At 68.5% G+C, this 14,119-nt stretch carries 15 protein-coding genes; 10 read left to right on the top strand and 5 right to left on the bottom strand.

The annotated features are described in order from the left end of the window. Positions 1 to 283 precede the first annotated feature (283 nt). The gene (locus ADE01S_RS01805; RefSeq protein WP_062679740.1) at positions 284 to 1,207 is read right to left on the bottom strand and encodes a carbon-nitrogen hydrolase family protein; all 924 of its coding nucleotides are present in this window, start codon (positions 1,205 to 1,207) and stop codon (positions 284 to 286) included. Between the two features lie 92 nt (positions 1,208 to 1,299). On the opposite strand from ADE01S_RS01805, the gene ADE01S_RS01800 reads away from it, so the two are divergent. Next, positions 1,300 to 2,235 carry a LysR substrate-binding domain-containing protein gene (locus ADE01S_RS01800; RefSeq protein ID WP_062679739.1) on the top strand — a complete coding sequence of 312 codons (936 nt, stop codon included), beginning with the start codon at positions 1,300 to 1,302 and terminating at the stop codon, positions 2,233 to 2,235. Between the two features lie 238 nt (positions 2,236 to 2,473). On the opposite strand, the gene ADE01S_RS01795 is transcribed toward ADE01S_RS01800, so the two are convergent. Next, the gene (locus ADE01S_RS01795; RefSeq protein WP_062679738.1) at positions 2,474 to 2,911 is read right to left on the bottom strand and encodes a universal stress protein; all 438 of its coding nucleotides are present in this window, start codon (positions 2,909 to 2,911) and stop codon (positions 2,474 to 2,476) included. A 224-nt stretch (positions 2,912 to 3,135) separates the two neighbouring features. Between ADE01S_RS01795 and cobA the strand changes: the two genes are divergently transcribed. Genes cobA through ADE01S_RS01755 form a run of 8 tightly spaced genes read left to right on the top strand, consistent with a single transcriptional unit; the run spans position 3,136 to position 9,236 of the window. Further along, positions 3,136 to 3,939 carry a uroporphyrinogen-III C-methyltransferase gene (gene cobA, locus ADE01S_RS01790; protein ID WP_062679737.1) on the top strand — a complete coding sequence of 268 codons (804 nt, stop codon included), beginning with the start codon at positions 3,136 to 3,138 and terminating at the stop codon, positions 3,937 to 3,939. Further along, positions 3,918 to 4,277, top strand: coding sequence for a c-type cytochrome (locus ADE01S_RS01785; RefSeq protein ID WP_075873202.1), 360 nt, complete (start codon positions 3,918 to 3,920; stop codon positions 4,275 to 4,277). The genes cobA and ADE01S_RS01785 overlap by 22 nt, the downstream gene beginning before the upstream one ends. An 8-nt stretch (positions 4,278 to 4,285) precedes the next feature. Continuing rightward, positions 4,286 to 5,458 (top strand): cytochrome D1 domain-containing protein, encoded by a 1,173-nt coding sequence (locus ADE01S_RS01780; RefSeq protein WP_062679736.1) that lies wholly within the window; start codon positions 4,286 to 4,288, stop codon positions 5,456 to 5,458. After that, positions 5,448 to 6,446 carry a siroheme decarboxylase subunit beta gene (ahbB, locus tag ADE01S_RS01775; protein ID WP_062679735.1) on the top strand — a complete coding sequence of 333 codons (999 nt, stop codon included), beginning with the start codon at positions 5,448 to 5,450 and terminating at the stop codon, positions 6,444 to 6,446. The genes ADE01S_RS01780 and ahbB (ADE01S_RS01775) overlap by 11 nt, the downstream gene beginning before the upstream one ends. Beyond that, positions 6,439 to 6,921, top strand: a complete 483-nt coding sequence (locus ADE01S_RS01770) for an Lrp/AsnC family transcriptional regulator (RefSeq protein WP_062679734.1) — start codon at positions 6,439 to 6,441, stop codon at positions 6,919 to 6,921. The genes ahbB (ADE01S_RS01775) and ADE01S_RS01770 overlap by 8 nt, the downstream gene beginning before the upstream one ends. 1 nt (position 6,922) lies before the next feature. Next, entirely contained in the window at positions 6,923 to 7,426 is a 504-nt protein-coding gene (gene ahbB, locus ADE01S_RS01765; protein ID WP_062679733.1) for a siroheme decarboxylase subunit beta, read from the top strand. Position 7,427: 1 nt separating this feature from the next. Beyond that, positions 7,428 to 8,582, top strand: coding sequence for a heme d1 biosynthesis radical SAM protein NirJ (gene nirJ / locus ADE01S_RS01760; protein WP_062679732.1), 1,155 nt, complete (start codon positions 7,428 to 7,430; stop codon positions 8,580 to 8,582). Positions 8,583 to 8,600: 18 nt separating this feature from the next. Further along, the gene (locus ADE01S_RS01755) at positions 8,601 to 9,236 is read left to right on the top strand and encodes a DUF4202 domain-containing protein (RefSeq protein WP_062679731.1); all 636 of its coding nucleotides are present in this window, start codon (positions 8,601 to 8,603) and stop codon (positions 9,234 to 9,236) included. Between the two features lie 24 nt (positions 9,237 to 9,260). Here the strand turns inward: ADE01S_RS01755 and ADE01S_RS01750 are convergent, their stop codons facing one another. Genes ADE01S_RS01750 through ADE01S_RS01740 form a run of 3 tightly spaced genes read right to left on the bottom strand, consistent with a single transcriptional unit; the run spans position 9,261 to position 12,218 of the window. After that, complete coding sequence (locus ADE01S_RS01750; RefSeq protein ID WP_123786034.1) at positions 9,261 to 10,253, bottom strand: precorrin-2 dehydrogenase/sirohydrochlorin ferrochelatase family protein; 993 nt, start codon at positions 10,251 to 10,253, stop codon at positions 9,261 to 9,263. 38 nt (positions 10,254 to 10,291) lie between these two features. Further along, positions 10,292 to 10,639, bottom strand: coding sequence for a c-type cytochrome (locus ADE01S_RS01745; RefSeq protein ID WP_062679729.1), 348 nt, complete (start codon positions 10,637 to 10,639; stop codon positions 10,292 to 10,294). Between the two features lie 16 nt (positions 10,640 to 10,655). Next, complete coding sequence (locus tag ADE01S_RS01740; RefSeq protein WP_062679728.1) at positions 10,656 to 12,218, bottom strand: nitrite reductase; 1,563 nt, start codon at positions 12,216 to 12,218, stop codon at positions 10,656 to 10,658. Between the two features lie 230 nt (positions 12,219 to 12,448). Here ADE01S_RS01740 and pdxR point away from each other — a divergent pair, with 230 nt between their 5' ends. Continuing rightward, positions 12,449 to 13,969 carry a MocR-like pyridoxine biosynthesis transcription factor PdxR gene (pdxR, locus tag ADE01S_RS01735; RefSeq protein WP_075873203.1) on the top strand — a complete coding sequence of 507 codons (1,521 nt, stop codon included), beginning with the start codon at positions 12,449 to 12,451 and terminating at the stop codon, positions 13,967 to 13,969. Positions 13,970 to 14,119: the final 150 nt, after the last annotated feature.

The following is a 14,119-nucleotide window of genomic DNA, read 5'->3' as shown; positions in this document are numbered from 1 at the left end:
TCACCATAGCCTTGCGGCCGTAGGTGCCCGCCGTCTGCTCTCTACACCTTCCCCGGCCTTTCAGCGGGGCTTGGCTCGGCGTTGGCTCGGAACGGGTCCAGGGCATTCGCCGAGTTTGACGGGCTACACCTTTGGAGTTTCCTCCAAAGGGCTCAAATTAGTTCAAGTCCCTTGTGTCTACCAATTTCACCACTCGGGCATTGCGCGGCCCCGGAAGGGCCGGCAGCGGGCGAGACTATACCATCCCGGGGCCGGACATAAGCACGCCCGGCGGGTCCGGCGGTCAGGAGATGAACTGCACCGGCGGGCGGGGGCGTTCGTCGACGGTCAGGGAGAAGACGTCCGGGCGCGAATAGTGGCCCACCACGTCGAAGTCGTAGCGGGCGCGCACCAGTTCTTCCGTGTCCACCTGGGCGGTCAGCAGGCCGGCCTTGCCGCGCAGCGGGCCGGCCAGCACGTCTCCCAGCGGGCCGACGATGACCGACCCGCCGTTGATCAGCGGCCGGTCGGCGTCCCAGCCGGGCACGTCCTGGCCCAGCTCGGCGGGCGAGGGCTGCACCTGGCAGGCGCTGACCACGAAGCAGCGGCCTTCATGGGCGATGTGGCGCATCGAGCATTGCCAGATGTCGCGCTCGTCCACCGTCGGCGCGCACCAGATTTCTACGCCCTTGGCGTACATGGCGGTGCGCAGCAGCGGCATGTGGTTTTCCCAGCAGATGGCGCCGCCGATGCGGCCGGTGGCCGCGTCGATGACGGGCAGGGTGGAGCCGTCGCCCTGGCCCCAGATCAGGCGTTCGGTGCCGGTCGGCATGAGCTTGCGGTGCTTGGCGGCCAGGCCGGCGCCGGGTTCGAAGAAGAGCGCGGTGCAGTACAGCGTGCTGCCGCCGCGTTCGATCACGCCCACGACCAGGCTGGCGCCGGTGCGCTGCGACAGGCCGGCCAGCGCGTCGGTCTCGGGGCCGGGCACGTCGATGGCGTTCTCGTAATAGCGGGCATAGGCTTCGCGGCCTTCGGGCAGGCGGTAGCCCAGGCGGGTGCCGAAGATCTCGCCCTTGGGATAGCCGCCCAGCAGCGCTTCCGGCATGACGACGAGCGAGGCGCCGGAGGCGGCGATTTCGCTTTCATAGGCCAGGATGTGCTCCAGGGTCCGGGCCTTACCTTCGGGAGAGGAGCCTATCTGCAGCGCGGCAACGGTTTTCGTGGTCATGTCGATGGTCTCGATGGGTGGGGAGGAAGGGCGATGCGACTTAGTGTCGGGCGCGTCCTAAAATCAATCAATCCTGCCCAGAGATAAATGATATGAACAAGATTGATATCGAATCGACGGATCTGAACCTGCTCAAGGTCTTCGAGGCGATCTATGACGAGGGCGGGGCGGGCCGCGCGGCCTTGCGCCTGGGCGTAACGCAGTCGGCCGTCAGCGCCGCGCTGGGCCGCTTGCGGGTCCTGTACGGAGATGCGCTGTTCACCCGCACAGGCAGGGGCCTGGCACCCAGCCTGCGGGCGCGCGAACTGCGGCCGGTCATCGGCGAGGCGCTGGACAAATGCCGGCAGAGCCTGGCCCTGGCGCGGCCGGGCGCGGCGGACTTCGCGGGCAGGTCCGTGACCCTGGGGCTGTCGGACGACTTCGAGATCGCGCTGGGGCGGGATGCGATCGGCGCGCTGGCGGAAAGCGCGCCCGGCCTGCGGCTGATCTTCCGCCAGACCCACAGCCGGCTGGCGGCGGACATGCTCATGGCGCGGGAGGCCGACCTGGTGATCGCCTCGGGCGGCCTCTCGGCCCACGCCTTGCAGCGCGTCACGGCCGGGCAGGGCGGCTACGCCTGCCTGCTGGATCCCGCCAGCCTGGCGCCGGGGCAGGCGGCCCTGTCCGTGGACGAGTTCATCGGCCGCCAGCACATCCTGGTGTCGTCGGGCGGCTTCATCGGCGTGGTGGACGAAGTGCTGCACGGCCTGGGGCTGTCGCGCCGGGTGCAGGCCTCGACCACGCATTTCTCCGCGCTGGCCTTTCTGTTGCGCGGCGGGGATGCCCTGTCGACCTTGCCCGCGCATGCGGCGCGGGGCCTGGCCCGGGCCACGGGCCTGCGCATGCTGCCCTGTCCGGTGGTCATGCCGGGTTATGCCATCGAAATGGGCTGGCGCCCGGACGCGCTGCGCGATGAGGCGGTGGCGGCGGTCCGGCGCTGCGTGCTGGGCTTGCTGGAAGGCTACGACTGGGACCGCCCAGGCGCCTGACTTCAGCGGGCGAAGGCGCTGGCGTCGTGGCGGCAGGCGTAGGGACGATCGTCCCGCGCGACATCGTCGCTGCCGCATTGCCAGCGGCGCATGGCAACTGAAGCACTGCGTATTGCGGGCCGGGTCTTGCCCGTTGCAGCGAGGGCATTGCATGGGCGGGATACGTCGGGCGCGGGCCGACGGGCGGCGGACCGTGGACGATACCCAGCCATGCGCATCGGGGAAAACCTGGCGGGCCTCAGCGGTACACCAGCACCGGCAACGTGGAGTGCGCCAACACCTTCTGGGTCTGGCTGCCCAGCAGCACGGCCGCCACCGCGCCATGGCCGCGCGAGGACATGGCGATCAGGTCGCAGCCTTGGGTCATGGCCAGGTCGACGATCGCCTGGTAGGGATTGCTGCTTTCGCGCATTTCCGTCGTGCAGGGCACGCCGGCGGCCTCTGCCCGCTTGGCCGCGTCCGACAGGTATGACTGGGCCAGGTCCCGGGCATGGCGCTCATATTCGGTGCGGACGCCTTCCAACTGCACGGTTTCCATGGAAATCGTCTGGAAGGGACTGTAGACGGTCAGCACCGTGACGCTGGCGCCCAGCGCGCGGGCCAGGCCCAGTCCTTGTTCCAGGCCGGCAGCGGCCAGGGCGGATCCATCGACGGGGATGAGTATGTGCTTGTACATGACAACCTCCTGAGGGTGGGGAGGGCACGCCGGTCCGGGAGCCCTTCAAGGAGCGTGAACAGCAGCAGCGCTATCCATACTACCCCTAGCCGCGGCTTTCCGCGACCATCCGGACGGCGGGCGCACCCATCCGGCGGACATCGACCGTACCTATGGCGCCCGCGCCCCGCTCCCTACACTTCCCTCAAGGCATTTTGCGCAGCGCGGCTGCAAAGGAGGGAGAGTTGAACGGAACGGTTTACCTCATCGGCGCCGGTCCGGGCGATCCCGAACTGCTCACGGTGCGCGCGGTGAAGCTGCTGCAACAGGCCGATGCCGTGGTCTGCGACCGGCTGGTGGGGGCCGGCATACTCCCCCTCATCAATCCGCGCGCGCAGTTCCACGACGTGGGGAAAGTTCCGGGCGGCTGCCTGCACCGGCAGGACGACATACATCGGCTGCTGTTGGATCTGGCGAGATCGCACGCCCGCGTCGTGCGCCTGAAAGGGGGCGATCCGTTTATTTTCGGCCGCGGCGGCGAGGAGCTGCTGTTCCTGGCGCGGCACGGCATTCCCGTGGAGGTGGTGCCGGGCATCACGGCGGCCAACGGCTGCGCGGCGGCCGTCGGCATCCCGCTCACGCATCGCGGGGTCGCGACCAGCGTGCGCTTCATTACCGGCCATCTGCGCGACGATGCGGGCCTGGAGCTCGACTGGAGTTCGCTGGCGGATCCCTCCTGTACGCTGGTGTTCTACATGGCGGTGGCCAATGTCGCGGCCATCGTCGACGCCCTGGTACGGCACGGACGCGACGGCAACACGCCCGCCGCGCTGATCCACGGCGGAACCACCACGAGCCAACGCTGGGAAGCGGCGCCGCTGCGCCGGATTCCAAAGATCGTCGCCAGCTTCGAGCCGCCCACGCTGCTGGTCGTGGGCGACGTGGTGCGGCTGGCCCGGCGCGCGGGGCCGGACGCGAAGCCGGCGCCTGCCGGCGAGCCTCGCCATGCTTCCGATGCGATCGAGCCATGCGCGCCTGTCGCCGCCTGATCGGGCCGATGTTGCTGTGCTGGGCGGGATGGGCGGCGGCGGGGGGCGGCGCGGCTCAGCCGGCCGGGTCCGGCGCGGAAGCCGGCGCGGGCCGCGAGGCCAGGCTCATCCATCTGGTGCGGCAGGACTGCGGTTCGTGCCACGGACTGCGGCTGAGCGGCGGCCTGGGCCCGCCGCTGACGCCGCGCGCGCTTTCCGGCAAATCGGGCGCCTATCTCGAACACGTGATTCTCCACGGCATACCCGGCACGGCGATGCCGGGATGGCAGGGGATCGTCGCGCCGGCCGAAGCCGCCTGGATAGCCGGGCAGCTGCTGGACGGCTTTCCACAGGAATAGAAGCCATCATGAACCTGCGTTTCCTTGCGATCCTGGCCGCGATCGTCGTGCTGTCCGGCTGCGCGCCGGCGTCCGCGCCGCGCGGCACAAACGATCTCGGGCTGGTGATCGAGCGCGCCGACGGCAGCGTTTCCCTCGTCGAGACCTCCGGCCCCAGCGTCCTGCAACGCATCGAAGGCTTGGGGGATCTGTCGCACGCGCATATCGCCTATTCGCGCGATGGCCGCTACGGCTATGTCTTCGGCCGCGACGGCGGCCTGACCAAGGTGGACCTGCTGCGCGCGCGCGTCGACCGCCGGGTCGTGCAGTCGGGCAATGCGATCGGCGGCTCCATCTCGCAGGACGGGCGCTTGATCGTGGTGCAGAACTACGAGCCGGGCGGCATCAAGGTTTTCGACGCCGAGACGCTGCGGCAGATCAGCGAAGTGCCGGCCGAATACGCGCCAGGGAGGCGGTCCAAGGTCGTGGGCCTGGCGGACCTGCCGGGCCAGAAGTTCGCCTATGCGCTGTTCGATGCCGGGGAAATCTGGATCACGGACCTTACCGATCCCGCCCGGCCCAGCACCCGTCGTTTCGCCGCCGGGCGCCAGCCCTACGACGCGCTGGTCACGCCCGATGGGCGCTACTACATCGCGGGCCTGTTCGGCGAAGATGCGCTGGCCATGATCGATCTTTGGCATCCGGAGGCGGGGGTGCGCAAGATCCTGCAGGGCTACGGCCGCGGCGAGCAGCCGCTGCCGGTCTACAAGATGCCTCATCTGCGCGGATGGGGCATGGCGGGCAGGCGCCTGTACCTGCCCGCCATCGGCCGGCACGAGGTGCTGGTGGTGGACACCGACAGCTGGCGCGAGGTCGGGCGGGTGGCGACGCTGGGCCAGCCGGTGTTCGTCATGGCGCAGCCGGACGGCCGCCGCGTCTGGGTCAATTTCGCGGTGCCGGACAACGGCCAGGTGCAGGTCATCGACACCGAGACGCTGGGCGTGATCCGGACGCTGGCGCCGGGCCGCGGCATCCTCCACATGGAGTTCACGCCGCGGGGCGAGTCGGTCTGGCTGTCCGCGCGCGATGACGACCGGGTCCTGGTGTACGACACCCGGACATTGGAACGCGGCAGCAGCTTCGACATCCCCAAACCGAGCGGCATCTTCTTCACGCACAGGAGCACGCGCATTGGCTTCTGATCTCCCCGAAGCCGACCTGCGCCTGCTCGACGCCTGGCAGCACGGCTTTCCCCTGACTTCGCGACCCTTCGCCTTGCTGGGCGCCTGCGTGGGCCTGGACCAGGCGACGGTGCTCGACCGCTTCCGGCAGTGGCGGCGCGAGGGCGTGGTCAGCCGGATCGGCCCGGTGTTGCACCAGGCCTGTTTCGCCAGCGCCCTGGTCGCGATGCAGGTGCCGCCGCAGCGCCTGGACGCCGTCGCGGCCTACGTGACGCGGCTGCCGGAGGTCAACCACAACTACGAGCGCGAACACGCGCTGAACCTATGGTTCGTTGCCGCCTGCCGCGACCGGGATGCGCTGGAGCGCTTGCTGGCTCGGATCGCCCAGGAGACGGGATGCCGGCCCCTGGCCTTGCCGATGGAGGCCGGGTATCACATCGACCTGGGCTTCAGCCTTTCGTCGCCGGAACGCCGCGCCGCGTCGGTCGAGACTGCGCGGCGGATCCGGCTTCCACCGGCGGGCAGCGCCGCGGAAGCCCTGCTGCACGCGGCGCAGGACGGCATCGAACTGAGCGCGCGGCCCTACCGGCGCCTGGGGCGGCTGGCCGGCCTGCGGGAAGAGGACGTGCTGCGCCGCCTGGGGCAATGGCAGCGGGACGGCGTGTTCCGCCGCTTCGGCGTCGTCCTGCGGCACCGCCGGCTCGGCTTCCGGGCCAATGCCATGTGCGTATGGAACGTGGACGATGCCGCGGTGGATGCGCTGGGCGCGCGGCTGGGCGCGGAACCCGGCGTCACGCTCTGCTACCGCCGCACGCGCAGCCTCCCGCACTGGCCCTACAACCTTTTCTGCATGATCCATGGCAAGGAGCGGGACGCGGTGCTGGCCCTGCGCGCCGAGATCGCGGCGCGGCTGGGACTGGACGCGTGGGCGCATGCAGTGCTGTTCTCGACCCGCTGCTTCAAGCAGCGCGGCGCCAGGCTCGCGATCGAGGAGCGAACGCATGGATGACCTTCGGAATCCGCCGGGCAACGGCATGGCGCTGGACGACACCGACCGCGCGCTCATCAACCATCTGCAGCACGGGTTTCCGGTATGTCCGCGCCCCTTCGCCGAGGTGGGGCGGGCGCTGGGCCTGGACGAGGACGTAGCGATCGGGCGCGTGGCGCGCCTGCGCGAGCAGGGCGCGCTCACCCGTTTCGGCCCGCTCTTCCAGATCGAGCGCGCCGGCGGCGCCTACTGCCTGGCCGCCATGGCCGTGCCGCAATGGCGATGGGAGCGCGTCGTGGAGCAAGTCAACCGCCGGATCGAAGTGGCGCACAACTACCGGCGCAACCATCTCCTGAACATGTGGTTCGTGCTGGCCGCGGCGGATGCCGCCGACATCGGCGCCTGCCTGCGGGCCATCGAGGAGGAGACGGGGCTGCCCGTGCTCGCCTTCCCGAAAGAGCGCGAGTATTTCCTGGAAATGAAGCTGGAGGTCTGACATGCCTGCTCCCGGGCTATCGCCATTCGAGTTGTCCCTGGTCCGCGCGACGCAGGCCGGCCTGCCCATCGCGCGGGAGCCATACCGCGCCGTTGCCGCGGAGCTGGGCGTCTCCGAGGACCAGGTGATGACGCAACTGCGTTCCATGCTGGAGCGCGGGGTGATCCGGCGCATCGGCGCGGTGCCCAACCATTACGCCCTGGGGTTCGTGTCCAACGGCATGACCGTGTGGGACGTGGACGATGCGCAGGTCGACGCGATCGGGGCCTGGATGGGCAGCCTGCCGGACGTGACCCACTGCTATCGGCGTCCGCGCCACGCGCCGCTGTGGCGCTACAACCTGTTCGCCATGCTGCACGGCACCGACCACGACGCGCTGCAGGCGCGCATCGCGCAACTGGCGCGGGCGTTGGGCAGCCGCTTTCCCGGCGCCCTGCGCGAGCATGAGGTGCTGTATTCCACGGCCATCCTGAAAAAGACCGGCCTACGCTTGAGGCACGCCTAGCATGTTCCGCATCTCCGCCTTCGTTTCCGATCTGCTGCAACCCACGCCTCCCGTTCCCAGGCGCGATCCGCCGGGGCCCGTGGTGATCTGGAACCTCATCCGTCGCTGCAACCTGCAGTGCCGGCATTGCTATTCGGCCTCGGTCGACAAGGACTTCCCGGGGGAGTTGCGCTACGAGGAGATCTGCGCGGTCATGGACGATCTCCATGCCTTCGGCGTGCGGGCCCTGATCCTGTCGGGCGGCGAGCCCTTGCTGCATCCCCGCATCTTCGACATCGCCCGGCGGGCGAAGGCGCTGGGGTTCTACGTCGGCCTGTCCACCAACGGCACCCTGATCAACGAGGGGAACATCGCGTCCATCGCCGATTGCGGATTCGATTACGTGGGCATTTCCCTGGACGGCGTGGGCGCGACGCACGACCGGTTCCGCGGCCAGGCCGGCGCGTTCGCGGCCTCGCTGGAAGGCATCAGGCTGTGCCGCGAACGCGCGCTGAAGGTCGGCATCCGCTACACCATGACCCAGGGAAACGCGGCTGATCTTCCGGGCCTCCTGGACCTGCTGGATACCTCGGGGGTGGATCGCTTCTATTTTTCGCATCTGAACTACGCGGGGCGTGGGCTGCGCAACCGCGGCGAAGACAGCCACCACCGCATGACGCGAGCGGCCATGGAGCGGATTTTCGAGGCCTGCCTGGCCTATGCGTCTGCGGGCCGGCCCAAGGAATTCACCTCGGGCAACAACGATGCGGACGGGGTCTTCTTCCTGCATTGGGTGCGGCGCCGCTTTCCGTCGCATGCCGCCCGCATCGAGGCCAAGCTGCGGAACTGGGGCGGCAATGCTTCCGGCGTGAACGTCGCCAACATCGACAACCGGGGCAATGTCCACGCGGATACCATGTGGTGGCACTACACTCTGGGGAACGTGCGGTTGCGGCCGTTTTCGGAGATATGGTCGAATCCGGACGAGCCCTTGCTCCAGGTGTTGCGGCGCAGGCCCCGGCCGGTCAAGGGGCGTTGCGCCGGCTGCGCCTATCTGGATATCTGCAATGGCAACACCCGCATCCGCGCGGAGAAACAGTCGGGCGATCTCTGGGCCGAAGACCCGGGGTGCTATCTGACCGACCACGAAATCGCGGCGGGCGGCGCGGCCCGCTGATTTTTCACTGGAGATGGCATGGAACATTCGACCAATCCCGCGGCGCAGGACGACACGCCATTCCAGCGCGCATTGCGCCTGTTCGACGACTACAACCGGCGCGACCCACACTCGATGGCGTGGCAGGGCGAGGCGCAGCCGCGCGAGTGGCTCCACGCGCAGTTCCTGTCCGACTGGGTCGCGAGGTTGGCGCCGGACGCCAGCCTCGCGTTGCGCCTGGCCGCCCGCTGCCAGCATATCGGCCGCTGGGAAGTCTCGCGCGCCGCGTATCCGGAGGGCCGCAGCGGCTATCTGCAATGGCGCAATGCGCTCAAGGAGCATCACGCCGGCATCGCCGAGCGGCTGCTGCTCAGCGCGGGCCATGATCCGGAGACGGTCGCGGCCGTGGCGAAGATCGTGCGCAAGGAGGGCATCAAGCGCGATCCGGATGTCCAGTGCATGGAAAACGCGCTGTGCCTGGTGTTCCTGGAGCACCAATACGAAGACTTCTGCGACAGCTATCCCGACAAAGTGATCGACGTGTTGAAGAAGACCTGGAGAAAAATGGACGATGCTGGCAGGGTGGCGGCCGCGTCCCTGTCTTTCAGCGAGCGGGGCCGCGCCTGTCTGCTCGCGGCGCTGGCGGAAGAACCGCCGCGGGAACGGGCCTCCTGATTCCGCGGGGCCCGCGCGCGGCCGTCAGAGGACGGTGCAAGGCACGCCGCGGGCCACGATGCGCCGGGCCAGCAACTGCGGGTCGTGCGCCGTGCCCAGCAACAAGGTGGCGCGCTTGCCCGATTTCACGTGCCGCACCAGCCACGCCAGCCCGTCGTCTCCCGAGGCGTCCGGTTCCGAGCGCAGTCCCTGGCCTTTGAGCGCGATTCTTGCCGCGTCCCGCCGCGCCTTGTCGAGAATGGCCGGGTTGACCGCCGGGACGTGGGCCACGAGGTCGGCCTGGTTCAAGGCGCGCAAGGCGCGCAGGGTCAGCAGGTCCACGGGGCCGTCCGCGGCGGCCAGGATGGTCGCGCTTCCGATGCGCGCCGCGGATTCGCCGTCCATGGCCGCTTCCAGCGTCAGGCAGGCCCGCCGGTCCTCACCCGCCGCAAGCAGGCCGGGCAAGGGGCCGTCCAGCATCCAGTCGTAGAAGTCGCGGCGCGCGTCCAGGTCGCGAAAGCGCCTCACGATGCGGCTGCGGTAGCGCGCCACGAATCGCGCCAGATCGCCCGTGCTTTCGTCCAGCAGCGATTCGAGCCGCTCCCGGATCCGCCGCGCCAGCATGGGCGCGCTGCCGCCGGAGGACACCGCCACCACCAGGGGAGACCGGTCGATGATGGCTGGCACCTGGATGGTGGACAGGACCGGATCGTCGACCACGTTGCACGGAATGCGACGTTCCCGCGCCGCGGCCGCGACCGCCTGGTTGACGCCGCCCTGGTCGGTCGCCGCGACGACCAGCCAGGCGCCGTCCAGGCTGGCCGGCGTGAACGGCGCGGGCACGTGTTCGAGGCTTCCCGCGTCCGCCGCGTCCCGCAGCCAGGGGGTAAGCGCCGGGGCCACCACGACAATGGCGGCGCCGGTGCCCAGCAGCAGGCCCACCTTGCGTTCGGCGACGGCGCCGCCGCCGACCACCGCGACCCGCCGGTCCGCCAGATTGAAGAAGACCGGAAAAAGGGTCGGGGGTGCGTTTGCCATGGATTCGGGTTCCTCGCGGGGGCGGCTGCCCCCGGCTTTCATTTGCGGCTGGAGAAGTACTGGGCCAGTTCCTGGATGGCCTCGGGGCTCAGGGGCTCGGCCATGGAACTCATGACCGGGTCGTTGCGCTCGCGGGATTTGAAGGCCTGCAGCTGCTTGACCAGGTATTCCACCTTTTGCCCGGCCAGGTTGGGATACAGGCCCACCGCGCTGATCCCGTCGGCGCCATGGCATGACGCGCATAGCGGCAGCATGGTGGAGACGTGGGGCGAGAGCGTGTCGGGATTGCCGCCGTCGACGACCGCGGGCTTGCCGTCGGCGGCCAGCGCCTGCGCCGCGGCCTGCGAGAGCATCAGCGCCACGAGTATGCGGAGAAACGATTTCATGTCCGTGGTCCTCCAGTCAGTATTTGCGGGTTTCGGACAGGCCGATGGTCAGCCAGCGGGTGCGCGCGCGCGAGAAGATGCCCGACGGGCTTTCCATCTTGTGCTCGGCCACCAGCTTGAGCGTCTTGCTGTCGTAGATCTTGAGTCGATCCCCCCAGTAGCCCGAGCTCACGTAGAGGTAGTTGCCGGTGCGGTTGTAGTCGGGGAAGAAGGCGTGTCCTCCGACATCCAGCGTTTCCGCGACTTCCAGCGTGTTCTTGTCGATCAGCTGTATCCAGGCGGCGCGCTTGTCCTTGTCCACGATGTCGACCGCGACGTACGGCGCGTTGGGATGGGCGGCGGGCGACTCGGTGGCGCCGGCGACCGGGATCTGTTTGACGACCGAGAAGTCCTTGGTGTCCCACACCGTGACCACCGAGCCCTTGTCGCAGGTGCCGATGTTGGTGCCGAACGCGAGGAACCGGCCGTTGACCTCCGTCACCGCGCCGGAGCCGACGTGGGGCTGGCAGCCCGCCGGAATGTCGCGCACGACCTTGTCGTCCTTGAAATCGATCGCGACGATCTTGTTGTCGTCATAGGAGGCAACCATGGAGTAGCGGCCGTCCGGCGTCAGGAAGGTGTCGTGCAGCATCCGGCCGACCTTGGTCAGCTTGGTCACGGGCATGTCGGGCTTGTCCGGGTCGATGATCCAGATCTGGCCGGCCTGGCGCAGCGTGAGCGCGAACTTGTTGTTGATGCGGCTGCCGATCACCGGGCCGCCCGCCGACTTCACGAATTTCCCGTCCGGATCCTCGCCTTCGAGGTCCATGTACTTCACGGGCTCCAGGGTGTCGGCCTTCAGGATGGCCACGCTCTTGGGCACGAACGAGCTGATGGCCAGCCACTTGCCGTCGTTGGACAGCGCGATGCCGGGGCCGGTCAGGCCGACCTTGGCCTTGCGCACGATCTGCAGGGTGTACAGGTCGATCTTGTAGACCGTGCCGTCGTCGCTCTTGAGCCACGCCCACCGCTCGGCGACCGGGCTGAAGTCCATGATGTGGGGCGCGACCGGCGTGGCGATCTCGCCGACGATCTTGTTGGTCTTGCCGTCCAGGAAGACGGTGCGCGCGTTGTTGCCCTCGTCGCCGCGGCCATAGCGCCCGCGCGCCATCACCACCATCAGGTCGTACACCGTGTCGATGGCGTAGGTCGGCTTGTTGGGGAGGGTGGATTCGTCCACCAGCACTTCCACGCTGGAGCGGATCTGCTCCAGTCCCCATTTCGGGTCGGAGGCGCCCTGCGTTTTGATGAGGTGGGCGATGGACCGGATTTCCTCGTCGGAGAGCCGGCCCACGAAGGGCGGCATCAGGGTGTCGGGTATGCCGGTCATGATGGTGCCGCGCAGCGCCGCTTCGCTCTGCACCAGCCGGTCGCTGGTCAGGCCGGGCGCGATGTAGCCGCCGCGATCGGCGCCGTGACAGACGGCGCAGTTCTGTTGGAAAAGCTGGTTTGCCTTGATGAGGTATTCCTCGCTCGGCGCACCCCAGGCGGTGCCGGCCGAGACGAGTAGCAAAGCCGCGCTCAATAGCTTGGTGTGCATGTCGCTCTCTCCCGAAAGATTCTTGCCGGAACGCCGGCCCATGCACTGTGTCACCATCGCTGCCGGTGGATAAGGTATGGGTCCCGGGCACGAGATGGTTACGGTTTCATTGTTTTTGACCTAGGACAAAGTTGGTTCGCGCGCGGGAGACTACCGTGGTAGTGCGGGGAACGGGTTGGGTCCTCGCCGCCCCGAGGGGCGATATCGTTTTCATCCTGTGGTTGCCCGTCATGTTCTCACTACCGCTTTCCCTATCCAGGCAGGACTCGAAACCTTTCAAGCAGCAGATCGCGGACCAGATCGCCTCCTTGATCCGCGCCGGACGATTGCAGGAGGGAGACCGGTTGCCGGCGATCAACCGCATGTCCTCGCTCCTGCAGGTATCGAAGAACACGGTGCTCGGGGCCTATGAGCTCCTGATCGATTCCAACCTCATCGAGAGCAGGCCCAGCCGGGGGTACTTCGTCACCTTGGAGCGGACCCTGCTGGTCAATCCGAAGAACCCGGATTTCGTGCTCGACCGCCCGGCCGTCTACGCGGGCGCCGCCAATTCCGCGCTATCGAGCGGGGTCTGCGGACAGACGCCGGCGATTCCCCCGCGCTATGACTTCAAGGTCGGCAGGCCCTCGCTCCACGCGTTTCCCCAGCGCCAGTTCATCACGCTGTCGAACCAGCTGCTGCGCCACGTCAGCTGTGCGATGGCGGAATACGCGCCGCCCGCGGGGCTGTGGGGCTTGCGGGTCCAGATCGCCGACTACCTGTCGGCCTCCAAGGCGCTGAAGGTCGAACCGGAACAGGCGCTGATCACGGCCGGCAGCCAGGAGGCGCTGAGCCTGATCGCCTCGCACTTCCTGGACCGCGACGGCGCGGCGGTGTTCGAGTCGCCCTGTTACACCGGCTTCAGGAACCTGGTGCGGCGGCACGGCGCCGTGGCCGTCCCGATCCCGGTCGACGCGGAGGGACTGCGCACGGCGCTGCTGCCCGAGGGGCCGGCCCGGCTCGCCTACGTCACGCCGTCGCACCAGTACCCGCTGGGCTACACCATGTCGATGGCCAGGCGCCGGCAATTGCTCGAATGGGCCGGCCGCAGCGGCGCGCTGGTCATCGAGGACGATTACGACGGGGATTTCTGCTACGACTCCGTCCTGCCGCTACCCCTGGCCGCGATGAGCCCGGCGCAGGTCATCTACCTGGGCACGTTTTCCAAGACCCTGGGACCCGGCCTGAGGCTGGGCTACATGGTCTGTCCGCCCGCGCTGGTGGACGATTTCGTCGAACGCAAGGCCTTGCTCAACAACGGCAGCCCGTGGCTGACCCAGGCCGTCCTGGCCCGCTACTTCGACGAGTGCTGTTTCGCGCGCCATCTGCAGTACCTGCGGCGCCGCTACCAGGAACAGCGCGACGAACTGTTGCGCGGGATCGAGGCCGTGTGGGGCGGGGAGGGCACCGTAAGCGGCCAGAACTCGGGCATGCACCTTGCCTTCGAGCTGCCCGCGGACAGCCCGGACGCCAACCTGATCTCCACCGCCGCGCTGGGGTATGGCGTGAGGCTGTATCCGCTGTCCCACGCCGCGTCCAGCGAGGTCGACGACGCCAATCCCCGCCACCTCCTGTTCGGGTACGCGGCCCTGGAGGTCGACGAAATCGCCCGGGCCATGTCCCGGGTGAACGCGGCCTGCAGGCAGATGGAACGGGCGCGTCACGAGCCGGTGGAGGCCGGCGCGCTGCCGCTGCCCTGCGGCAGCGCCTAGCACGGTTCTCCCGGATCCGGTAGGGGTGGCCGGGCGTGGCGGCGCATCGCCGCATCCCTGTACGGCGCGGTGTCGGAATTCGTAGAATTATTTGTCCTATGACAAATACCTTGTGTCGTCCGGCTTGGCGGGCTGCCCGCGGGCGGGATG

The organism is Achromobacter denitrificans NBRC 15125 (genome assembly GCF_001571365.1).
Taxonomy (GTDB): domain Bacteria; phylum Pseudomonadota; class Gammaproteobacteria; order Burkholderiales; family Burkholderiaceae_B; genus Achromobacter; species Achromobacter denitrificans.
This window is presented reverse-complemented; position numbering and strand designations above follow the sequence as displayed.